At 60.2% G+C, this 21774-nt stretch carries 17 protein-coding genes and 1 pseudogene; 9 read left to right on the top strand and 9 right to left on the bottom strand.

Annotated features, from left to right (window positions below):
• The first annotated feature begins 19 nt into the window (after window positions 1-19).
• Window positions 20-3166, top strand: a complete 3147-nt coding sequence (locus ACZ41G_RS03655; RefSeq protein ID WP_464146049.1) for a glycosyltransferase family 2 protein — start codon at window positions 20-22, stop codon at window positions 3164-3166.
• A complete protein-coding gene (locus tag ACZ41G_RS03660; protein WP_464146051.1) occupies window positions 3163-4719 on the top strand; it encodes a DUF5719 family protein in 1557 nt (518 codons plus the stop codon). Before ACZ41G_RS03655 ends, ACZ41G_RS03660 begins: the two co-directional genes overlap by 4 nt.
• 7 nt (window positions 4720-4726) lie before the next feature.
• Here the strand turns inward: ACZ41G_RS03660 and ACZ41G_RS03665 are convergent, their stop codons facing one another.
• Window positions 4727-5158 (bottom strand): metallopeptidase family protein, encoded by a 432-nt coding sequence (locus ACZ41G_RS03665; protein ID WP_033493203.1) that lies wholly within the window; start codon window positions 5156-5158, stop codon window positions 4727-4729.
• A gap of 68 nt (window positions 5159-5226) precedes the next feature.
• Between ACZ41G_RS03665 and ACZ41G_RS03670 the strand changes: the two genes are divergently transcribed.
• Window positions 5227-6039, top strand: a complete 813-nt coding sequence (locus ACZ41G_RS03670) for an HAD-IIB family hydrolase (protein WP_464146053.1) — start codon at window positions 5227-5229, stop codon at window positions 6037-6039.
• 676 nt (window positions 6040-6715) lie between these two features.
• Window positions 6716-7084, top strand: coding sequence for a ComF family protein (locus ACZ41G_RS03675; protein WP_441482368.1), 369 nt, complete (start codon window positions 6716-6718; stop codon window positions 7082-7084).
• A 285-nt stretch (window positions 7085-7369) separates the two neighbouring features.
• Here ACZ41G_RS03675 and ACZ41G_RS03680 read toward each other — a convergent pair whose 3' ends face one another.
• From ACZ41G_RS03680 to glgB, 5 genes are all read right to left on the bottom strand, one after another.
• Complete coding sequence (locus ACZ41G_RS03680) at window positions 7370-8686, bottom strand: Y-family DNA polymerase (protein WP_464146055.1); 1317 nt, start codon at window positions 8684-8686, stop codon at window positions 7370-7372.
• A 7-nt stretch (window positions 8687-8693) separates the two neighbouring features.
• The gene (locus tag ACZ41G_RS03685; protein WP_081966480.1) at window positions 8694-9323 is read right to left on the bottom strand and encodes a translesion error-prone DNA polymerase V autoproteolytic subunit; all 630 of its coding nucleotides are present in this window, start codon (window positions 9321-9323) and stop codon (window positions 8694-8696) included.
• Between the two features lie 183 nt (window positions 9324-9506).
• Window positions 9507-10637 (bottom strand): sensor histidine kinase, encoded by a 1131-nt coding sequence (locus ACZ41G_RS03690; RefSeq protein ID WP_441482365.1) that lies wholly within the window; start codon window positions 10635-10637, stop codon window positions 9507-9509.
• Window positions 10637-11392: a response regulator transcription factor gene (locus ACZ41G_RS03695; RefSeq protein WP_033505423.1), complete on the bottom strand. Its 756-nt coding sequence runs from the start codon at window positions 11390-11392 to the stop codon at window positions 10637-10639. Before ACZ41G_RS03695 ends, ACZ41G_RS03690 begins: the two co-directional genes overlap by 1 nt.
• Before the next feature lie 13 nt (window positions 11393-11405).
• Window positions 11406-13634: a 1,4-alpha-glucan branching protein GlgB gene (gene glgB, locus ACZ41G_RS03700; RefSeq protein ID WP_044098461.1), complete on the bottom strand. Its 2229-nt coding sequence runs from the start codon at window positions 13632-13634 to the stop codon at window positions 11406-11408.
• A 231-nt stretch (window positions 13635-13865) separates the two neighbouring features.
• Here glgB and ACZ41G_RS03705 point away from each other — a divergent pair, with 231 nt between their 5' ends.
• Window positions 13866-14468 (top strand): CarD family transcriptional regulator, encoded by a 603-nt coding sequence (locus tag ACZ41G_RS03705; protein ID WP_015450396.1) that lies wholly within the window; start codon window positions 13866-13868, stop codon window positions 14466-14468.
• 104 nt (window positions 14469-14572) lie between these two features.
• On the top strand, window positions 14573-15049 hold the full coding sequence (gene ispF / locus ACZ41G_RS03710) for a 2-C-methyl-D-erythritol 2,4-cyclodiphosphate synthase (protein WP_464146059.1): 477 nt from the start codon (window positions 14573-14575) through the stop codon (window positions 15047-15049).
• Between the two features lie 36 nt (window positions 15050-15085).
• Here the strand turns inward: ispF and ACZ41G_RS03715 are convergent, their stop codons facing one another.
• From ACZ41G_RS03715 to ACZ41G_RS03725, 3 genes and pseudogenes are all read right to left on the bottom strand, one after another.
• Window positions 15086-15928 carry a metal ABC transporter permease gene (locus tag ACZ41G_RS03715; RefSeq protein ID WP_464146061.1) on the bottom strand — a complete coding sequence of 281 codons (843 nt, stop codon included), beginning with the start codon at window positions 15926-15928 and terminating at the stop codon, window positions 15086-15088.
• A 358-nt stretch (window positions 15929-16286) separates the two neighbouring features.
• Window positions 16287-16937: pseudogene (locus ACZ41G_RS03720) on the bottom strand (ATP-binding cassette domain-containing protein); the annotation flags it as partial.
• A gap of 158 nt (window positions 16938-17095) precedes the next feature.
• Entirely contained in the window at window positions 17096-18019 is a 924-nt protein-coding gene (locus ACZ41G_RS03725) for a metal ABC transporter solute-binding protein, Zn/Mn family (RefSeq protein WP_441482362.1), read from the bottom strand.
• Between the two features lie 353 nt (window positions 18020-18372).
• Here ACZ41G_RS03725 and ACZ41G_RS03730 point away from each other — a divergent pair, with 353 nt between their 5' ends.
• The 3 genes from ACZ41G_RS03730 to coaE all read left to right on the top strand — a co-directional run bounded on the left by ACZ41G_RS03730 (window position 18373) and on the right by coaE (window position 21694).
• Window positions 18373-19254 (top strand): bifunctional methylenetetrahydrofolate dehydrogenase/methenyltetrahydrofolate cyclohydrolase, encoded by an 882-nt coding sequence (locus tag ACZ41G_RS03730; RefSeq protein WP_441482361.1) that lies wholly within the window; start codon window positions 18373-18375, stop codon window positions 19252-19254.
• Window positions 19255-19456: 202 nt separating this feature from the next.
• Window positions 19457-20935, top strand: a complete 1479-nt coding sequence (gene rpsA, locus ACZ41G_RS03735; RefSeq protein ID WP_033505431.1) for a 30S ribosomal protein S1 — start codon at window positions 19457-19459, stop codon at window positions 20933-20935.
• A 123-nt stretch (window positions 20936-21058) separates the two neighbouring features.
• The gene (gene coaE, locus ACZ41G_RS03740; protein WP_464146064.1) at window positions 21059-21694 is read left to right on the top strand and encodes a dephospho-CoA kinase; all 636 of its coding nucleotides are present in this window, start codon (window positions 21059-21061) and stop codon (window positions 21692-21694) included.
• Window positions 21695-21774 lie beyond the last annotated feature (80 nt).

A 21774-nucleotide genomic window follows, 5' to 3' on the forward strand; every position in this document is an offset into this window, starting at 1 on the left:
CCTTGCGTACACTGGAACTATGGATTTGACAGGCAGCGGCATCGAACAGTTGGTGGGAGATGTCCTGGCGTCGCGCACATACACGCACAGCCAGGACGTTGACGACTCCGTGGCGGCGGTGATCACCGTCGAGGAAGACAGGAGGTTTTTCCCGTCCACCCTGTCCGCCGTGCTGGCACAGAGCGTGCTGCCGGGGGTCGTGGTCATCGCTGATTGCACGGGAACGCTGTCACGGCCTCTCCAGACCTCATTCGATGTGATTCCCATGCCTGCCGGACCTGCGATGCGGTTGCCGCAGACCAAGCAGGTGTCCGTGCGCATCGTTCCGGTTACGGCTGCAAAATCCTTTGCACAAGCCGTTTCGGAGGCTGTCGAGGCGGCACGGCTCGATGCAGGAATCCGCGGCCTGTGGATGTTGCATGATGATTCCCGCCCGGCTGACAATATCTGCCTTGAATCGCTGATTGAGACATGGCGCAACGCACCGACCGCTTCAATTCTGGGGGCCAAACAGCTCGATTGGCTGGGACAGAACCTTCATGATGTCGGCAAGTACGCCGGCCACCACCGCCTGTATTCGCTGGTCGTGGATGGCGAGCCCGACCAAGAGCAGTACGACGGCAGACAGGATGTCTTCGCCGTGTCACTCGCCGGTGCGTTGGTTCCCGTCGATACGTTGCGCATGCTCCACGGCATCTCATCGTGGTTCGGTACCTTCGCGCAATCCGCGGATTTCTGCCGTCGCGTGTGTCTCAGCGGTGGGCGTGTCGTCGTCGTGCCCCGTGCGCGCATCGCCCATCGGCGCGCAAGATTCGAAGGTATCCGTACCCATTCGGGTATGCCCATTGATGAGGATGAACCTCAGCATGCGTCGATGGCGCGGATGCGCGCCGAACAACGCTACGCGTATACGGATGTCCGCATGCTGTGGTGGCTGGTCTGGTGGCTGTGCAGCCTGCCCGCCGCGATTGGGCGTGCCGTGGTGAAACTGTTCGCGAAAAAACCGTATGATGCACTGTGCGAGCTCGTGATGCCGTGGTCCGCGCTCGTGTCCTTCCCTCGTGCTCTCAAGGCTCGTCGTCTGGTCGCCCGGCAGAGCAAAGTATCCCAATCCCGTCTGGAGCAACTGGTTGCTGACCGACAGCAGATTGCGCGCTGGCGTGACCGCCGACACGCCTTGGACAGCCAACGCCATGTGATTTTGCTCAGCCCGTTGGCCAAGTCGCATCTGCGCACCCGTCTGATCCGACGGTGGACCGGGGCGATACTCATGGCCGTAGTGGTGCTGTGCCTGCTCATCGGCTCGCAATGGTCGCTGGTGCGTTCCCTTGCCTCCGGTGGCACGCTGTATTCGGACCAATGGTTGGCCACCGGCGCAAATTGGCGCCAACTTGTTGATTCCGCAACAACACAATGGGTGTTTGGCGGCGGTGTCGGTCGCGCAGCACCACCGACGCCGTGGCTGTTGGTGCTCATGGTCGCTTCAGTGTTCACGTTGGGGCATGTCGCCACGGCGGTCAGCATCATGTACTGCGCGTCTGCGCCGCTCGCGGCATTGTCGTTCTGGGCGCTGGCGGGAGTGTTCACCCGTTCCGACTCGGTACGTATCGCCGGCGGGCTGATGTGGGTCTCCTTCGCCGCAGCGATGGGGCTGTACCAATCCGGGAACCTCGCGATGCTGACCATGATGGTCTTCCTGCCCGCTGCATTCGCCTTCGTGTTCCGCGCCGTGGGTATGTACCACACCGAGGACCCGATCAAGCCGAAGGCGTCGATTCAGGCTGCGGCGTGCGCGGCCTTGTGCTTTGTCGTCGTTGTACTGTCAGAGCCGCAGACGCTGCTTGCCTTGGTCGTCGCGTTCATCGTGTTCCTCATGATGGTGCCGAAGCATCGTGCCATGCTGCTGCTCATCCCGTTCCCCGCGGGATTCGCCGTTGCTCCGACCCTGCTCAATGCCATCCATAACGGCACGCAGGGCATGTGGCGGCAGCTGTTCGGCGATATTGCGATACCTGTGCGCAGTGTGAATGGTTCGCCGACGGCGTTGAGTCTGGTCGATGTGGTCCGCAGGACTTTCGGCATCAGCGGGAGTGGCAACTTAAGCTCGCTTGATCCGCAGACCGCGTTGCATGTCGCTTCGGTTGTGGTGCTTGCCGTCGTGGCCGCCTTGGCTGTCGTCTCGTTGTTCCTGCCGTTTGCGCTCAGAGTGTCGCGCATGATGTGGGTGGTCGCGGTGTGCGGAGCGGTGTTGTGTCTGGCATCGTCCCGCGTGGCCATCGCGGTTGACGCCGACGGCCAGGTGGCCGGTTCCGTGCTTCCGGGCATGGCCTTGGTCATGGTGGCGTTTCTGTCCTGCCTGTGCTTGGTCGCGGGAGGGGCTGTACAGCGTTTCCGCCCGTTGAAGACGTCTCTTGGTGCCGAAGAAGGCGCTGTTCATGCAAGTCCTGAACAATCCCGTCGCACGACGGCCATGACTCGTGCCGCACGTGCCCTGCTGGTCATTGTGATGCTGGCGTTTGCCGCCACATGGTGCGGTTTCGCAGCATTGGTGTCTCCCAGCCAGCATATCGGCGGCAGCACGAGCGGATTGCCGATGGTTGCCACAGATTATCTGGCGAAGAACAGCGATTACCGCGTGCTCGCCTTGCAGGCCCAGACCGACAATTCAGTCAATTATTCGATATTGCGCACCGACAAAGGCGACCTGATTGACGCTTCGCCTGCGTTGCGGGCCCAGTTTGTGTCGGGGGAGCGTGATGCCGCATACCAGACCCTCGCCCAGGCGAGCGCGGCGTTGTTATCAGGTTCTGATGACGATGCCATCGCGGCGATCAGCCAGCTGGGCTTCGGCGGCATTTACGTGGTTCCCAACACCTCGAACCGCGCTGCACGGACTGCGACAGGGGAGTTGATCGCCAATATCACCGCGTGCGACGGCGTGCAGACCGTCGTCAGCGCGGATAGCGGCACCTACTACCGTGTCGCCGGCGCAACCGAAACCGCGACTCAGCACGTCAGCACCTCGGCGCAGCGCAGATTGCAGGCGCGCGGATGGCGTTACGTATGGCTGTGGAGCATGGGTATTCTCATCGCCGCATACTGTCTGGTCGCCCTGCCTCGTCCGGGCGCCAAGGTGATGAGCGATGACGAGGAGGATGAAGCATGAGTCAGGAGCTATCCAATCGTAAGCGTGGCGGGTCGGGCCGTCACACCGCGTCGAAGGTCCGTCGCGTCCTTGTGGCTCTGCTGACTATGCTGGTCATCCTTGCGGCGTTTGCCGCATTGATTGTGCTCAAGCCCGCAGGGTGGTTGGTCGATTCGCCTTCGGTTACGTCAGGGAGGACCGTGCAACATGTCAGCCAGACGCAATACGGTCTGTTGTGTCCGCAGCAGATGACGCTTGCTGATGACGAGAATTTCGGGGACAGCGAATACCAGGCGACCGCGGGCAACATCGCGTCTTCCGCCTTGTATGCGGCCTTCGGTTCCGTGTATGGTGCCGATGTCTACGATTATCCGGTTGCTGACGATGCACGGCCCGGCGAGCTGTCCGACAGCGATTTGCTGGATTCCGCGAACGTGAAGACGCTCGCCGGCGACGTCACGAAGAGCGCGCAATACATTGATGCGAAACTGCTTGAGGCGAAATCAGGAACCGGTGTGATCGGCTCGATGGCGTCGTGGGCAACATCGGGGGATTTGAAGGGTATGTCGGCCGCTTCATGCGTGCCGACCGCCCTGAGTGACACATTCCTGCTGCCTGCGACGCAGACTGGTGTCACCGAGCAGCTCGTGGTGTCCAATCCTTCGCAGAAGTCTACGTCACTTGATGTGACCGTATACGGCACGAAACATGCGGGGAAGCTGTCATTGTCCACGTCCAGCACGTTGACGGTCGCCGCAGGCGGTCAGGCGATCCTTGATATCGCCGCTGCCGCGCCCGGACAGCAGGGCGTGTACGTCACCGTGTCCAGCAAGGAGACACCGATTTCGTCCGTCGTGAAAGTGATTCGCATGCAGGGGTTGAAGCCGCAGGGATCGGATGTCGTTCTCCCGCTTCAGGCCGCGGCGCTCACCCAGGCCATGCCCGGAGTGGTTAAAGGCGATGCTGTGACTGCCCTCGTCTTCGCACAGCGCAGTACCACGGTGACGTTGTCGTGGGTAACCGACGAAGGCCGCGTGGAGGCGAAAACGGTTACCGTACCCGGCAACAGGGTCACCACGGTCGATCTCGGCAACGCCCCAGACGGTACGCTGGGCTTATTCGCCGACGCCACATCCGAAATCAACATACAGGCGACAGTCAGCCAGAGTGGTTCCGGACAGGCGGATTTCGCGTTCGTCCCCGGAGAGTCGGGACAGCAGGCCTCAGGCTTGGTCATTCCATCATCAACATCAGCGAACCTGCAACTGGTCAATCTGTCCGACAATGACCAGACTGTCACGGTGCGTGGCTTCGATGCGTCCGGTAAGGCGACGGGAAGCAAGAAGATTCAGGTGGATGCCACGACCGGCGTGTCGGTCGATCCCGAAGATATCGGCGCCGGTACCCAGATGCTCACATGCCGTGCAGGCAAGAGCATGGTGTGGGGCGCGAGACTGTCGCAGATTGCGCTGTCTTCAGGCAAGGTGGCACAGGCAGCATATCTGCCGGCATCATCGTTGGAGCCACAGAGCCGTGAAGTGCTGACGGCGAACGACCAGCGCATCGTGCACTGACCGTTCGCTAATCAAGCCCCCAATCGGGGTCGATTTCCTCAGGTCTGCGGCCATACAGCTCAGCGAGACGGCTGACCAGCTCGTCGCGGATCGCGAACTGCAGGTCCATACGGGTGCGCGCATGCATCTGAATTGGCATGCGGTACAGGACGATGCGTGCTGGCGTGCCGCGCCCGGCGGGGAAGCATTGGGAGCATAAATCCGGGTCCGCCTGCCATGGTGCCGGATCGGACGGTGGAACGTCCTCGACGGCAAACTGCACGGGTTGCACCAATTGAGGCCATGCTCCGTGCAGCCGGCGCAACTGGGATGCGACCATATCGTCGAACATGCCGCTTTTCGTCCGGTACCGGGGCATTCTTACCCCGAACATCGGGGTACGGCTTCCGCGGCCGTGCCTGTTGCGGTATACGTGTAATTGCCAAGGTGCTCGCAGCATGTCGTCAACTGTATGTCGAGGCAAGGATTGAGCTAGGATAGCAGGGTGCATTTCGGCAAGGAGGAACAATGAACGCCACAGCGATCCATGCATGGCAGCAGCTTGATCTCGACGCAGTGGCGTCCGAAGCGAAAGCGATTGCCTTCGACCTTGACGGTACGCTCGCCAGATCGAAGAAACCGATTTCCCCGCAAATCGCGGATTGCCTGACCGCGCTGACCCACCGTCTGCCGGTGGCGATTGTCACCGGCGGCAGGTTCGCCCTGGTGCACAGCCAGATTCTCGATATGTTGGACGATCGCGCTTGCAAAGCCAACATGCATTTGATGCCGACCAGCGGAACCCGCTACTACCGCTGGGACGGCACGCAGTGGGAGTGCGTGTACGAGCATAATCTCAGCGTCGCCGAGCGGCAGGCCGCCATCAGTTCGCTGGAACGACACGCTAAGGAACAAGGCATTTGGGAAGACCACGTGTGGGGCGATCGCATCGAAGACCGCGGCAGCCAGATTACCTTCTCTGCCTTGGGGCAGCTCGCGCCGATTGCAGCGAAGGAATCCTGGGATCCGACCAATGAGAAGAAGAACCGGCTTGCCGAGGCTGTCAGCGCCGATGTGCCTGATTTGGCGGTCCGATCCGGCGGGTCCACAAGCGTTGATATCTCGCTGCGCGGTGTGGATAAGGCGTATGCAGTCCGGCAGTTGGCGACCGCGCTGCATATCGACGTGTCGCAGATGATTTATCTCGGCGACCGTATGGATCCGGACGGCAATGATTACCCTGCCGTCAACGCCGGAACGATTGCCATTCGTGTCACGGGGCCGGAGGAGACCCTTGAGGTGTGCGGTGAGCTTATTCGCCGTCTGCCTGTGGTGGCGTGAATCACCGGTGGACTTTTGCCGGATGCCGGTAGGTACTTGTGCCATTGGAGCATGAGCCTAGTTGTGTCGTGCGGCGTGTCTTACCGAGCTGTGATGCGGCGCGGGCATCATGATGGTCTGATGCAGTGATGTTGAGCTGCGTATTGTGTGCATCGTGCGGCATTGTGTGATGTGATGCTTTGGAGCGGCGCAGTCGTAACTTCTGACCACATGCGTCGTACGGGCTGGCATCGCCGCGTGGCGTTCGCATACAGTCGGATGCATGCGATTGCGTGATTTGGCTTCCCGCCTGTTGTCATCCCCGTTCGCGATGGTTGTGCTGCCGCGCGGATGTGCGGGGTGCGGCGAACCCGATTCGGTGTTGTGCGCCGATTGCCGGGCGTTGTTTACTGTGTGGCCGTCCCGGCAGTTTCCGGGCCTTCCCGGCGGTACGCTCGCATGTGCGCGGTATTCGGGTCGGGCAAGGTCGGCGGTGCTTGCATGGAAGGACCATGATGATCGGGAATGCGATACTGTGTTCGCCCGGTATCTTGCGTTTGCCGTCGATATGATGCTGGGCAGGATTGGTGCCGACTCGGGTGCCTCGGGTGTCTCGAGCGTCGGCAGTGGTCATCGGGTGATGCTTGTCCCAGTACCTTCATCCGGACGGTCCGTTCGGGCCCGCGGCAGACCACATATGACTGTGTTGTCGCATGCGGTGTGTCGTCTGCTATGTGGGGAATACGGGTACGATGCCGTGGTCGCCGATGTGCTGATAGTCGCGCGCCACGGGGGACGGTCGGTCAGCCTGTCCAGCGCGCAGCAGCGTCATGACCGCATGGGCGATCGGTTCCGTGTGCGCGGTCGGTTGCATGATGGTTGTCTACATGATATGGGTTGCCGCGATGCGGATGTCGGGACGGTGATTCTGCTGGATGACATCATCACAACCGGATCTACATTGCGTGGATGCGCCGATGTGCTTGCTGCCGCTGGAATCCATGTCTCTGCCGCAATCGCCTTGGCGGATACGCCGCCTCGAGGTGGTTCGTCGCGTGTTAGCTGATTGCTGACTCGCACCAAGAATCATCCCTCAGTCGCACCAGCCCATACTTCATCACAGCGCACCTTACCACAGTGCGCTCCCTCACAATCTATCTACGTTGAGCAGTGTCTACGCGTCGCTAGTTTGTGTGTCCTTACAAACTCTGTCTACGCTGAGCCCGTTGTTTCCGTCACCGGTTTGTATTGCTTCACAAACCAGTGACGCTGAGGGTGCTGTTTGCGTAGACGGTTTGTGGAGTGCGGTGTGTTACGGCAGCAGTCTGTCTGCCAGTCGGCAGTCCGTCTGTCAGTCGGCACGCACGACCGGCATCTCGTCCCAACGCGTGGTACAACGCGATGACAGCATCTCGCGCCGCATGGCCCATGCGGCTCCGGTATCGCCGTTGTTTCTGCCGTCTCCCCGGATGCCTGCGAAACCGATGCCTACGTGGGCCGGACCGAATCTTCTGGCGACCTGTTCGAACGCCTCACTCAGACCAGAATCTGTCTGCGCACCCAGGGCAGGCAGAGTGCTATAGGACGCGGCATCGACTAATCCGGTGAGCATGACACCAACCCGCACATAACGCACCGAAGGGGTGATTCTGCCGTGGAGCGCCTGCCTGGCGGCCGAGGATATGATGACCGGGTCGTCACTCGGGTCTTGCAGGAGGATACTGCCGCAGACTGATGAGTACTGATCATGCTTGCTGAAAGGACTGCTGGCACAGAACACTGAAACCCGCGTGCACAGGCTGTGCTGCCGTTGGAGCCTCCTGCAGGCGTATTGGGCATATACGGACGCCGCTTGTCTGAGGCCTTCCTCGCCAAGAATCGGGGTGCCGAACATACGGGAGCATAATATCTGGCAGTCGCGCTTGCCTCCGGTTGCGTCGTTGTCATCCGCGATGCACGGTATGCCCCGCAGCTCCAGAACCGTCCGTTCAAGTTGCACCGAAAAGCGCCTGCGCATATTGACCGGATCCTGATCGCGCAGTTGCGCGGCCTGCCGTATGCCCAAGCCGCGCAGACGTTTAGCCAGTCTTCTGCCGATGCCCCAGACATCGTCGATTTCGATGGACGAAAGCACGGCTGTTCCTTGGTCGTCGCGCGACAAATTGCCCCATGTGGTAATCCCGTGGGACGATGGATGCCGTTTGGCCCAATGGTTCGTGATTTTCGCCAGAGTTTTGGTAGGGGCGATGCCGATGCTCACCGGTATGCCTACTCCCTGCAATACGGCTCGCCGCATAACGGCGGCGATTCGGCGTGTCCGCTCGCTGTCCCACGGCGAATGCATGAAACATTCGTCGATGGAGTACACCTCCTGTCCGGGCAGGAATCCCGACATGATAGACATCATGCGCCTTGACAGGCTGCCATACAGCTCGTAATTGGAGCTCCGGGCGATGACCTGGTCGTATGCCGCCTCCTGGCGGATGGTGAACCATGGCGTGCCGTTGGCGATGCCAAGCGCTTTGGCTTCGTACGACCGGGAGACCACGCATCCGTCGTTGTTCGACAGGACCACAAGAGGCTTCCCGGCTACCTCCGGGTGGAATACGGCTTCGCAGGATGCGTAGAAGTTATTGGCGTCGGCAAGCACAATTGGATGCTCTTGCACACGGGGGTCAGGCATGGCGCGATCCCCACCCTCCGTGCCGGTAGGCACCCGGATGCTTGGGAGTGACGATTGCGCCGCCGCTGGATTTCGCTCCCGGATAGGTGACCGACGGGACCGGTTGTTTCGCGTGGCATTGCGCTGTTTTACGCTGCCAATGGTAGTTCCCGGTCACCACACCCCAAATCAGCAGGTCTTGGTCAGGTGAGGGGATGAAATCCGGATACGCGGGATTTTCCGGGTGCAACACCGGGGTATGCCCGTGCATGACCAGTCGCTTTACGGTCAGCTCATCATCGAGGACGGCAACGACCACATCGCCGTCCTGCGGATCGAGCGCACGGTCAACCACCAGCAAGTCGCCGTCCCAGATACCCGCGTTTTGCATGGAATCGCCTGCCACGGTCACGATGAACGTGGTGTCCGGGTGCATGATGATATGTTCGTCAAGACTGAAGTCGCCATCGAAATAATCCTGCGCGACCGAGGGAAAGCCGGCGTGTACCGCCTCAAGTGCCTGTGGCACCGGTACGGGGGATTCCGATGCCGGGTGAATCGAGGAAATGACATCTGACAGCCGGGCCATACCGGTGTCAACGCCGGTGATGCCCGGCTGGCGTGTTCTGATGCTGACGACCATCACATACCTCCATTCGAACATATGTTCGAATTCAGTATGTCGGATAGCCACGACAAACAGCGGCGGGTGCCGCGGAACCAACCGCGACACCCGCCGAATACGTGAATGCGTTGACCGAATATGCCGAATGCATCGGAGGCGCCGAATGCGCCGAATGCACCGCGTCGGCCAATGCTAGCGCCCTTATGCGTCCCCACTACGCGCAGACTTGGCAACATCCGCCTGGATATGATGCTTGGGCAGCGTGATTTCGAAATCCGCACCGCGCGGGTCGTCCACGACACGCACCGTGCCGCCGTGCAGCTGGGCGGCCCACCGCGCGATGGACAGTCCGAGCCCAGTGCCGCCCGATTCTGTGCCGGGGCCGGTTTTGCCTTTGACGAAACGCCGGAAGATATCGCTTCTGGCCTCAACCGGAATCTGCGAACCGAAATTGACCACATTGGTCACAATGGTGTCGTTGGTTTTGTTTTCGTGCGTTTCAATCAACACCGCCGTGTCGTCGGGGGAGTGCTTGAGCGCGTTGCCGATGACATTCGTGAACAGTTGACGCAGCCGGTCCTGGTCGCCTTCCATCGTCAGATCGTCAGGCACATGCATGTCGATGGTGTGGGCATGACCGGAATCCGCGATTTCCAAAGGCTCGATGGTCTCGTCAATGAAATCTGCGAAATTGAACCGCTCGATTTGCAGGCTCGCCGCGCCTGCCTCCATACGGGACAGATCGAGCAGGAATGCGATCAGATCGCTCAATCGATGCGTTTGGTTGAGAATGCTCTCCATATTCGCCGGGGTCGGTTCGACCACGCCGTCGGCGAGATTCTCAAGCATCGCCTGCAGTGCCGAAACCGGTGTGCGCAGCTCATGGCTGACGTTCGCAATCAAATCATTGCGCATCTGGTCGGCGTGTTGAAGCTCCTCGGCCATTTCGTTGAATGATCTGGCCAGCATGCCGATCTCATCGTTGCTGTCCGTACCGGTCTGCACACGCACGGTGTAGTCGCCTTCCGCCATGGCTTCCGCGGCGTCGCGCATCTGCCGCAGAGGCGTTGTCAGCCCGCGTGAGAAGAAATAGGTGATGCCCAAGGCCACGGCGAGCGTAATCGGCATGGCCACCCATCCGGTCAGGCCGACTTTAAGCAGGAACCATGCCATCACGAATGCGATGGCGGTGGAAATGACAATCAGGACGGACAATTCGAACTTTAGCGATGAGAAGAAGCCGATAGGCCGTCCACTATCCAACAGCCGGTTCGCCCGCGGCCGTTTTTTCGAAGATTGACTGGGCTGGGGCGAATCTGACTGGTGAGTCATCAGCGGGTCTCGCTTTCGGTATCGTTCTCATTGGGCTCCGGCGGTTCGAAGGCGTACCCGACACCGTGCGCTGTGCGGATCATTTCCGAGCCGAGCTTATGGCGCAGGGCCTTGACGTGGGAATCCACGGTACGGGTGCCTGAAGCATCCGGCCAATCCCAGACTTCTTCAAGCAGTTTCTCGCGCTTGAACACGGTTTTCGGCTTGCGTGCGAGGGTTGCAAGCAGATCGAATTCTGTGGGCGTCAGGTGCACCTGTTCGCCGTTGAGCGTGACGATGCGCTGCCGCGGGTCGATGACCAGCGACCCGAAGTCGAGGATCTTCTCGTTCTCCAGGTTCTTGGCGATGATGGTGGCGCGCTCCACGCGGCGCAACAGAGCCTCGCAGCGAGCGATGAGTTCGCGCGGCGAGAACGGCTTGGTCATGTAATCGTCGGCGCCCGCGCCAAGTCCCATGACCTTATCCGATTCGGCATCGCGGGCGGTAAGCATCAACACCGGGACAGGACGTTCGGCGACGATGCGTTTCGTCGCTTCGATGCCATCCATAACGGGCAGCATGATGTCCATGATGACTAGATCAGGCTTGAGCTGCTTTGCCGCACGGACGGCGGACGCGCCGTCTCCTGCGACGCGTGCCGTCCATCCGTTCGCGGTGATGCGCTGCGCTATGGCAGTGGCGAGATCGGGTTCATCCTCGACGACCAGAATCGTGCGTGATTTCTTGGGGTTCTGGCGTGCGGAAGTGTTGAGCATATGGGACCGCCTTTCAGTTCTCTGGTTCCAAGAATACCGCTCCCAACGCCGGAATAGTGAGTTTCGCCGACCAATCGCGGGAATGATAGGCTCCTGCGTCGGCCTCGAATTCGCCGTTGTGGATGCCGGAACCGCCGTACTGCTCGTCATCGGTGGTCAGGATTTCGCGCCAGCGACCGCCGCTCGTCAGTGGCACCTGGTAGTCCTCCCACGCTTCGCCAGAGAAGTTGACAACAACGACGAGCTGTTCGCCCTTGGCACCGATCCTCACGAAGCTCAGCGTGTTGTGATCGGCGTCATCGCTGGTCAGCCACTGGAAGCCGGCGGGATCGAAGTCCTGGCTCCATAGCGCCGGATGCGCCTTGTACATGGCGTTCAAATCGGCGACCAGATGCTGGATTTGGCGATGTTCCTTCCAGTTGAGCGCATCCCAGTCAACCGATCCGTTGTGGTCCCATTCGCCGTATTGGGCGATTTCGTTGCCCATGAACGACAGTTTCTTGCCCGGGTGGGCCCACTGATAGGCGAACAGTGCCCGCACGCCGGCGTATCGCTGCCAGTCGTCGCCCGGCATCTTGCCGAACAGCGACCCCTTGCCGTACACGACCTCGTCATGGCTGATCGGCAGGACATAATGCTCCGAATAGGCGTAGACCATTGAGAACGTGATCTCGTTGTGATGCCACTTGCGGTTGATGGGCTGCTCGTGCAGATATTGCAGCGTGTCGTGCATCCAGCCCATATTCCACTTGAGGCCGAATCCGATGCCGCCTTGGTCCGTCGGGGCGGTGATGCCCGGATACGCGGTGGACTCCTCGGCGATCATCATGATGCCAGGGTTGTTCTTGTACGCCGTGGCATTGGCTTCCTTGAGGAAGTCGATGGCTTCGAGGTTCTCGCGCCCGCCGTAGATATTGGGATGCCACTGGCCGGGCTTGCGGCTGTAGTCGAGGTAGAGCATCGAGGAGACCGCGTCGACACGTAGCGCGTCGATATGGTATTCATCCAGCCAGAAGCAGGCGTTGGCGACGAGGAAGTTGCGCACCTCGTTGCGGCCGAAGTTGAAGATGTACGTGCCCCAGTCCGGGTGTTCGCCGCGGGTGGGATCTGGATCCTCATACAGCGGTGTGCCATCGAAGCGACCGAGAGCGAAGGCATCCTTGGGGAAGTGCGCCGGAACCCAATCCATGATGACGCCGATGCCGGCCTCATGGAATTTCTCGACCAGATACTTGAAATCGTCCGGCCCGCCGAGACGGGAATCGATGGCGTAGTATCCGGTCACCTGATAGCCCCACGAGCCGGCGAACGGGTGCTCGGCAAGCGGCATGAACTCAACGTGAGTGAAGCCTTCCTTGGCGACATAGTCGACGAGCTGGTCGGCGAGTTCGCGGTAGTTCTTGATGCCTTTCTTCCAGCTGCCGGCGTGAACTTCGTAGATGCTGACTGGGCCGTCATGCGGGTTGGTGCGTTTGCGGTGGTCCATCCACGTCTTGTCGTCCCACTCGAACTGCGAATCGACCACGATGGAGCCCGTGGCCGGTGGAACCTCATGGGAACGCTCCATTGGGTCAGCCTTCATAACCCACTCGTTGTTCGCGTTGAGGATTTGATACTTATAGACTTCACCGGCTTGCACACCCGGGATGAACAGTTCCCAGATGCCGGAGGAACCCAGTTCGCGCATGGCGTGCTTGCGACCGTCCCAGCCGTTGAAGTTGCCGACGACGCGCACGGCGTGGGCGTTCGGTGCCCACACGCTGAACGCGGTGCCGACCAGCTGTTCGCCATTGGTGCCGTCATTGGAACCCATCGGGTCGTCATAACGCATGACGCGCGCGCCGAGCGCCTCCCAGAGCCGCTCATGCCTTCCTTCGCCGAACAGGTACATGTCAAGGTCGCCCACAGTCGGCAGATACCGGTACGGGTCGTCCTCAACGAGGGTCTCGCCGTTCTCATAGGTGGTGGCCACACGGTAGTCCGGCACACCCCAGCCGTCACGCGTTTCGATTGCGGGGACGGTCGCACGGAAGATGCCGTTGTGCTCATGCTCGGCGGCATGACGGACCCGCTTGCCGCCCTCCTCGGTGATGATGTCGACGCTGGATGCCAGCGGACGCAGGACCCGCACGGTCACGGTGCGCTCGTCATCCTGTGCGAAATGCCCGCCAAGCACCTCATGGGGGTTGTAATAGCTTGCGTTGCTGACGGCGTCCAGTGTTCCTTGATCTACAGTAAACATGATGACATCTCCATTGATTCTCTCGTGTTCGTAGTGGTCATACTATGAGACTACTCGCTATTTGCGCAAAAGTCCCGCTGTGTCGTGTGTTTCTTCTCACATTTTTTCGCTGTCGATGGAATACGGGGTCGTGCTCGAGGAGGTGTCGTGATTCCATAATTATCTAAGTCTCGGCCCCTTGGCATAATATGTAAGGTTACGGTCTTTGACTACGTCGTTCACGGAGGGTTCATGGGTTACAAAGTCGGCGATATGGTCGTGTATCCGCGTCATGGTGCGGCACGGGTCGATGCGATTACCGAGCGCACGGTGAAAGGCGTTACACGGCAGTACCTGCAGCTGTCTGTCCTGTCCTCCGACGGTCTGGTCATCAATGTCCCCGTGGAAAACGCGGAGAAGGTCGGGGTTCGCGATATCGTCGACGCCGATGCCGTGTCGAAGGTGTTCGGCATCCTACGCACGCCGATCGTCGAGAAGGAAATGAACTGGTCCCGCCGTTACAAACTCAATGTCGAGAAGATTTCGACAGGCGACGTGAACCAAATCGCCGAGGTCGTGCGCGACCTGTCCCAGCGCAATGTCGATGAGCACGGCTTGTCCGCCGGCGAAAAGCGCATGCTGACACGCGCGCGGAGCATCCTCACGTCCGAAATTTCGCTGTCCGAAGACATTTCCGAAGAGGAAGCGCAGCGGTTGCTTGATGTCAACCTCGGCTACGCCGACCCGCTGCCGGGCGATGACAAGCATCACACCGAGGCTCCCGAGGAGCCGGCATCGCAGACGCTTGCCCGTCTTGAAGCGGAAAAGAAGAAGTCCAAGAGCAAGAAGAAGTGACCTTGGCTTCGGTGCCGTACGGGGATTCATCCGTGCCGATTCCTCAAGAACCCCCGAACCGATGGGCTTCTGGGGCCTCGGTTCCGCAAAACCCGCTTGTGGGAATGGGGTTTGACGCCCATCGTTTCGCCAAGGACGCCCGTCCGCTGTGGCTTGCGTGCCTGAAGTGGGAAGGCGTCGGGATTGAAGGGGATTCCGACGGGGACGTCGCTGCGCATGCCCTCATTGACGCACTGTTATCAGCGGCAGGATTGGGTGATATCGGCACGCTGTTCGGCGTCGGTGCTGACAGCGCGGGAGCCGGAGCCCATGGAACCGATATGCTCCGCACAACCTGCGACACTCTGCGTGAGCACGGGTTCAAACCGTTGAACGCCAGTGTCGTGGTTATCGGCAACAGGCCGAAAATGAGTGCCAATCGCGAACAGGCGCAGCGGGCGATGTCCCGGGCCGCAGGATGCCCGGTATCCATCACCGCAACCACCACCGACGGCATGGGATTCACCGGGGCGGGGGAAGGCCTCGCAGCGATGGCGACCGCGCTGGTCGTCAAATGCGATAATCCAGGCTCGATAGTCTAGGCACGACAGTCCGGTCTATTCGAGCACTATTGTGTGTTACGCGTTGGTGGTTTTCACAGCGGAGACGGCACGCGCAATAACCCAGAATAGGGTGGACAGCGTCACGATGATGAAGCTTGGCGGCGCCGGGAACATTGCTGAGAGCGTCAACCCACCCCAGATGGAAACCAAGCACAGCACGCTCGCCGTGCACATGGCTTTCAGCGGGGATGCGGCGATGATATTCGCGGTTGCAGCCGGGGTGACAACGAGCGCGAAGATCAGTAAGGTTCCCACTGCGGGCACCGCAATGGTGATGACTCCCGCCATAATCGCCATGAACAGCACATTCATCAGCCCGATCGGCACGCCTTTGGCCTGAGCCACCTGCTCATCCAATGAACTGAACAGCAGCGGGCGGTAGATGACGGCGAGTGCGATGACGAGTACGATGTCGAAAATCGCGAACCCGATTACCTGATCGTCTGTGATTGTCAGAATCGAGCCGAACAAAATGGATTGCATCTGTTGCGATGCCGAACTTGACAGCCGTGCGAAGAACAGGCCGAGACCGGTGGCGAAGGCTAGCACGGTTCCTGTGGCGATTTCGCGTTGCGAGGCTCTTTTGCCCAGCGCTCCAATGACGAGCGCGCCTGCGAGCGCGAAGATACCGAGGCCCAAGGATACCGGCAATCCGAGAAGCACCGCGCCGGTCGCCCCGGGCAAACCGATGTGCGCCAAGGCGTGGGCGGCGAATGTGGAATGCCGTGCGATAGTGAAATATCCCATGGCGCCGGCTGCCACTGCGATGCACAGTCCGGCGAGGAACGCGTTGTGCATGAATGGCATGCCGAGGGTCTGCGCCCACTGGGGATCGAAGGAGAAATCGATATCACTCATGTTCGGGTCATGACCTTTCTGCCGGTGCCGCTGCGGGCGCATCCGGCTGATGCTGGTGCGCATGATGGTGGAATTGCGCCACTTCGACGGGTGCATGCGTATCCTGTTCGATGTCGTCTGGCTCGTCGGGGGACGGGGTGACGAACATATCGCCTTGCGGGGTGGTCACGACTTGGACGGTCGTACCATACAAGTGGGTCAGCAGATTCGCGTCGAGTACGTCGTTCATCGCGGCGTAATGGGGATGCCCGTCGAGCAAGTACACGGCTCCGGTGAGGATCGGCAGCAGCATGTTGAGGTCGTGGGCGACCACTTGGATGGTCATGCCGAGCTCATGGTTGAGCCGCGCCAGCACGTGGACGGTTGCGCGTTGGCTGGCCAGATCGAGATTGGCGAGCGGCTCGTCGAGCATGAGCAGCTCGGGGTCGCTCACCAACGCCTGTGCGATGGCGACACGTTGCCGAAGCCCGCCGGACAGTTGCGATAAGCGGTAGGACGCTTTGTCGGCCACGCCAACAAAGTCCATCGCTTTGTGGGCACGATTGCGCTGCGCCGCAGTGGTGATATGGAAGCCGAATCGTGTGCCCGTCAGGCCGAGCAGCACCGATTGCTCCGCGGTGAGATTGGAATCGATGTCCGATGTGTAACTTTGCGGCACATACCCGATGCGCTTATTGGACTTGCCTGCCGGTTCTCCAAGGACTTCCACATTGCCGTGCGACAACGGGAGCAGCCCGAGCTCGGCTTTCATCATGGTCGTCTTGCCGGCACCATTGGTTCCGACGATGGCGGTGACCGATCCGCGCGGGATTGAGAAGGTCCCGTTGCTCCAAATCACACGGTCGCCACGGCTGACCGCCGCTTGGTTGAACACGATGGCAGCCTCATGGACGGTGTTCTTTGCGGTGTTTCTTTCGCCGCTGGTATTCAGATCGCCGTCCTGGGCGGCTTGGGGCGCTGATCCTGTCATGCTGACCTCCCCGTGGATTGTCGTTGGAATCGGGCGCATCCCGTTGTCTGTCTGAAATCAAGCCGTAGGGATGTCGTATGAAAACAAGTATGACAAATGATGCTGACAATCATTCTCATTTAGTCGGGGGGTGAAACCAGTACCGCGACCAAGGTGACCAAAGCAATCGCGCAACGGTATGGAGCTCAGTCGCCCCGTTACTGCGCTGATGACGGGCTCGTGCTGCTCGACGGATCGCTGGCGGACTGGCTTGCAGAAGACGGGCTGGGGGAGGCGTCCTGCGTATTCGCATCAGTAGCGGTGCCGTCGGACGTATCGTTCGACGAGTCCTTCTCATCGGTTTGCGCGGCGGCGACCTGCTTGGTCATGGTTTCGACAAGCGAGGAAATCCAGCCGGTCAGCGTGTGCTGGTCGGAAGGCATCTGCTCGGTGATTTCAATGACGGGCACCTTGTTCGCCGTGGCCGTCTTCTTTAGTAGAGCCGCAGAATCGCTGGATTCCTGCGGATTGTCCACCAGCAGTTTTGCTTTGTCTGATTCCAGAAGCTCCTGGAACTCCTGCAAATCCGCCGGGGCCGCCTCTCCGCCTGACGTGACAGACTGCAGATAGCCTTGCGGTGTGACATCCTTGAGCTTCATATCAGACATCAGATAATAAGCGACAGCTTCGGTGGCTGCATACGTGGTGTTCCTGTGCTTCTTGGCGAAGGCGGCCATGGCATCTTCAAGGTCTGATTCCTCGCTTTGCCATGTCTTGAGACGCTTATCGAAGGACTTCTTCTTGGACGGCAGGATTTTGGAGAAGGTATCGGCCAATTCGGTCGCCATCGCTTTGCGCGCGTCTTTCGAGAACCACAGATGCGGGTTGTCGCCGGAAATTGCGCCGACGGTGGAGGCTGCAGAGACGCTGACCGTGCCTTTGGCGATGCTCTTCGAAGCCCATGAGTCGTAGCCGGCTCCGTTGGTCACGACGACCTGGGCCTTTTGGATTTCGGCGATGTCCGAGGTCTTGGGCTCGAAATCGTGGGCATCGACGTTCGTGGAATTAAGAATCGTGGTGACCTTGACATCATCGCCGCCGATTTCCTGTGCGAGGGTGCCCCACTGATTGACGGATGCCACCACAAGGATCGGCCCCTTCGAGGCCGTGGCTGAGGGCGTCGTCGAGGAAGCAGGACGCGGGGTGGGTAAGCACCCGGCCAGGGGAAGGAGCAATGCGATGGCCGCCAGCGCCGCGAACCATGTTGCCAATCTGTTGCCAAGCCCCCGTGTGCTCATGTTGCCACCTTTTCTCTGTCTGCTGTGCCCTGTTCGCTGAACGACTCGGTCTGCCGAGCGCTCCGCATGCCGGAATGCGCGCATGTTCTCTCCCCACGATAGCTTACGATACAGAAAACGTAAGCTGCGCAGCTCCTGTCCGCTCCGGGGCGGCGCAGGCATGTTGTTGCGGTCGGGGCGGCGTCAGGAGGCACAGCATGCCCATCGTATTGGACGGCAAAAGCGTGGCTGCCCAGATCAAAGCGGATTTGAGCACCAGAGTCGCAGCGCTCAAGCGGCAAGGGATCCAACCGGGTCTCGGAACGCTTCTGGTGGGTAGTGACCCGGGCTCCGTCAAATACGTTGCCGGCAAACATGCGGATTGCGCTGAAGTAGGCATCACGTCGATTCGCCGCGATCTGCCCGCCGATGCGACCGAATCGCAGATCGTACAAGCGGTCGACGAGCTGAACGCCGACCCCGCGTGCACCGGCTTCATCGTTCAACTGCCGTTGCCCGTCGGTGTCGATGAACTCTCGGTGATTGCGCGCATCGATCCCGGCAAGGACGTCGATGGCATGCACCCGTACAATCTGGGCGAGCTGGTGCTGCACACTTCCGGCGAAATCGCCACGCCGCTGCCATGCACACCACGTGGCGTGCTGACCCTGCTTGACCATTACGGCATCGGGCTGGACGGCAAGGAGGTGTGCGTGCTGGGGCGCGGTATCACCATCGGCCGCACCATCGGGCTGTTGCTGACCAGACGGAATGTCAATGCGACTGTCACCTTGTGCCATACCGGCACCAAGGACGTGCACAAGCATATGCGCCGGGCAGATGTCATCATCGCGGCGATGGGCTCGGCCGGTTTCGTCACGCCGGATGACATCAAGCCGGGCGCCGTGCTGGTTGATGTCGGCGTCTCGCGCGTCTGGGACGAGCAGACGGGCAGGTATCGCATCAAGGGCGACGTGGACAAGGCGTGCTATGCCAAGGCCAGCGCCTATACGCCCAACCCAGGTGGAGTGGGGCCGATGACGCGAGCCATGCTGTTGGCGAATGTCGTGGAAATCGCGGAGCGCGCCTCCGCTCGCTGAACCACGTGTATATGCGGTGTCGTGCCTGCCGGTGTGGGGTAGCCCCGCAGCCGCGGCATTCCGGGGTACGACACGCCGTATTTCACCGGCGGCATTTGTGCATGGTACACGCTAAACTCAGTCAAGGTATGTCTCCATGGGCATACCAGATAACTGAATAACGATTTTATCCATCTACTCATTAACAGAAACCACTATTTTAATGGCAGAAAACAATAAGGAAGTCACCAAGGTCGCGATCAACGACATCGGCACCGAAGAAGACTTCATCAAGGCAGTCGATTCCACCATCAAGAACTTCGATGATGGTGATCTGGTCGAGGGCACGGTCGTCAAGGTCGACCGTGACGAGGTCCTGCTCGACATCGGCTACAAGACCGAGGGTGTCATCCCCTCCCGCGAACTTTCCATCAAGAAGGACGTCGATCCCGACGATGTCGTCGAAGTCGGCGACACCATCGAGGCCCTTGTCGTGACCAAGGAAGACAAGGAAGGCCGTCTTATCCTGTCCAAGAAGCGTGCACAGTATGAGCGCGCTTGGGGCGATATCGAGAAGATCAAGGAAGCCGATGGCGTTGTCGAAGGCACCGTCATCGAAGCTGTCAAGGGCGGCCTCATCGTCGACATCGGCCTGCGTGGCTTCCTGCCTGCCTCGCTCGTTGAGATGCGTCGCGTGCGCGACCTGTCTCCATACATCGGCCAGAAGATCAAGGCCAAGATCCTGGAGCTCGACAAGAACCGCAACAATGTGGTGCTGTCCCGTCGCCAGTATCTCGAGGAGACCCAGTCCGAGGTCCGCGAGACCTTCCTGTCCCAGCTCAAGAAGGGCCAGATCCGCGAAGGCGTCGTGTCCTCCATCGTCAACTTCGGCGCGTTCGTCGATCTGGGCGGTGTTGACGGCCTGATCCACGTGTCCGAGCTGTCTTGGAAGCACATCGATCACCCGTCCGAGGTCGTCAAGGTCGGCCAGAAGGTCACCGTTGAGGTGCTCGACGTCGATATGGATCGCGAGCGTATCTCGTTGTCCCTCAAGGCCACCCAGGAAGATCCGTGGCAGCGCTTCGCTCGCACCCACGTCCCCGGCCAGATCGTCAAGGGCAAGGTCACCAAGATCGTGCAGTTCGGTGTGTTCGTGTCCGTCGAAGACGGCATCGAAGGCCTCGTGCACATCTCCGAGCTGGCCAACCGCCACGTCGAGAACCCGGAGACCGTTGTCAAGCAGGGCGAGACCGTGTTCGTCAAGGTTATCGACGTCGATCTTGATCGTCGCCGTATCTCCCTGTCCCTCAAGCAGGCGAACGACGCTGTCGACCCGAACTCCGAGGACTTCGATCCGGCGCTCTATGGCATGCCGGCCGAGTACGACGAAGACGGCAACTACAAGTATCCGGAAGGCTTCGACCCGAACACCAACGAGTGGATCGCCGGATACGAGAAGCAGCGCGAGGAATGGGAATCCCAGTACGCCGCTGCCCACGATCTGTGGGAAGAGCACAAGGCCTTCGTTGCCAAGGAGCTGGAGAACGCCGCGGCTTCCGCAGCCGAGGACGGCCAGACCCCTCGCGAAGAGAAGGTCCAGGAGACCTCCAACTACTCCTCGAACAATGAGTCTGAAGGCACCCTCGCTGGTTCCGACCAGCTGGCCGCCCTTCGTGAGCAGCTGCTCAAGGAGAAGAAGTGAGCGATGCCAGTCATCACTGACTGACATGGTTGACTGACAAACCAACGGTATGGCCCCGGCACTTCGGTGACCGGGGCCATACCGTATCTTGCGCCGGCATGTCGTGCGGCTACCATGGAAAACATGGTGATACGAATCGGACTGACCGGAGGCATCGCGGCAGGGAAAAGCACGGTTTCCCGCAGACTTGGCGAACTCGGGGCGACGATTATTGATTACGATGCCCTCGCCAGGCAGGTCGTGGAACCCGGGGGAGTGGCATTACAGCGCATCGTTGACGTGTTCGGCCCTGAGGCCGTTGGTGCAGACGGCAGGCTGAATCGCATCTGGCTCGCCAACCGTATATTCGGTGAGCATACCGATCCTCACGCAAGGCAGTGTTTGGACGCCATCGAGCATCCGCTGATTTACGAGTTGGCCCAACGGATTGACATGCAGACTGCCCGGCAGAACAGCTCGGCCGTAATCGTCCATGACATCCCGCTACTCGCTGAAGTCCTTCATGACCTGCCCTTCAGTTTCGATCATATCGTCACAGTCGAGGCGCCGGAATCAATACGCATCGAACGCATGATTCGCACACGGGGAATGGACAGGGCACAAGCGCGAGCCCGGATCGCCAGCCAGAGCAAGCGGTCGGCCCGAATTGCCATGGCGGACACGGTCGTGGACTCCAATGTGGATGTAAAGACCATGCTCGAGCGCGTCGACTCGCTCTACGCCACTTGGCGGGATGAAGCGAGCGCGAGCGGCAGATAAGCGGTAGAAGCTGGCGGTGAGCGGGCATACTGCATTATCGAACATTTGTACGAATCACTTGATATGCTGGAAAAATCAGC

Source organism: Bifidobacterium porcinum, from assembly GCF_055378475.1.

What these genes read in the sequence shown, in the direction of transcription:
- ACZ41G_RS03655 (WP_464146049.1), top strand. Translation starts at nt 20, where the DNA reads ATGGATTTGACAGGCAGCGGCATCGAACAGTTGGTGGGAGATGTCCTG.
- ACZ41G_RS03660 (WP_464146051.1), top strand. Translation starts at nt 3,163, where the DNA reads ATGAGTCAGGAGCTATCCAATCGTAAGCGTGGCGGGTCGGGCCGTCAC.
- ACZ41G_RS03665 (WP_033493203.1), bottom strand. Translation starts at nt 5,158, where the DNA reads ATGCTGCGAGCACCTTGGCAATTACACGTATACCGCAACAGGCACGGC.
- ACZ41G_RS03670 (WP_464146053.1), top strand. Translation starts at nt 5,227, where the DNA reads ATGAACGCCACAGCGATCCATGCATGGCAGCAGCTTGATCTCGACGCA.
- ACZ41G_RS03675 (WP_441482368.1), top strand. Translation starts at nt 6,716, where the DNA reads ATGACTGTGTTGTCGCATGCGGTGTGTCGTCTGCTATGTGGGGAATAC.
- ACZ41G_RS03685 (WP_081966480.1), bottom strand. Translation starts at nt 9,323, where the DNA reads ATGGTCGTCAGCATCAGAACACGCCAGCCGGGCATCACCGGCGTTGAC.
- ACZ41G_RS03690 (WP_441482365.1), bottom strand. Translation starts at nt 10,637, where the DNA reads ATGACTCACCAGTCAGATTCGCCCCAGCCCAGTCAATCTTCGAAAAAA.
- ACZ41G_RS03695 (WP_033505423.1), bottom strand. Translation starts at nt 11,392, where the DNA reads ATGCTCAACACTTCCGCACGCCAGAACCCCAAGAAATCACGCACGATT.
- glgB (WP_044098461.1), bottom strand. Translation starts at nt 13,634, where the DNA reads ATGTTTACTGTAGATCAAGGAACACTGGACGCCGTCAGCAACGCAAGC.
- ACZ41G_RS03705 (WP_015450396.1), top strand. Translation starts at nt 13,866, where the DNA reads ATGGGTTACAAAGTCGGCGATATGGTCGTGTATCCGCGTCATGGTGCG.
- ispF (WP_464146059.1), top strand. Translation starts at nt 14,573, where the DNA reads ATGGGGTTTGACGCCCATCGTTTCGCCAAGGACGCCCGTCCGCTGTGG.
- ACZ41G_RS03715 (WP_464146061.1), bottom strand. Translation starts at nt 15,928, where the DNA reads ATGAGTGATATCGATTTCTCCTTCGATCCCCAGTGGGCGCAGACCCTC.
- ACZ41G_RS03730 (WP_441482361.1), top strand. Translation starts at nt 18,373, where the DNA reads ATGCCCATCGTATTGGACGGCAAAAGCGTGGCTGCCCAGATCAAAGCG.
- rpsA (WP_033505431.1), top strand. Translation starts at nt 19,457, where the DNA reads ATGGCAGAAAACAATAAGGAAGTCACCAAGGTCGCGATCAACGACATC.
- coaE (WP_464146064.1), top strand. Translation starts at nt 21,059, where the DNA reads ATGGTGATACGAATCGGACTGACCGGAGGCATCGCGGCAGGGAAAAGC.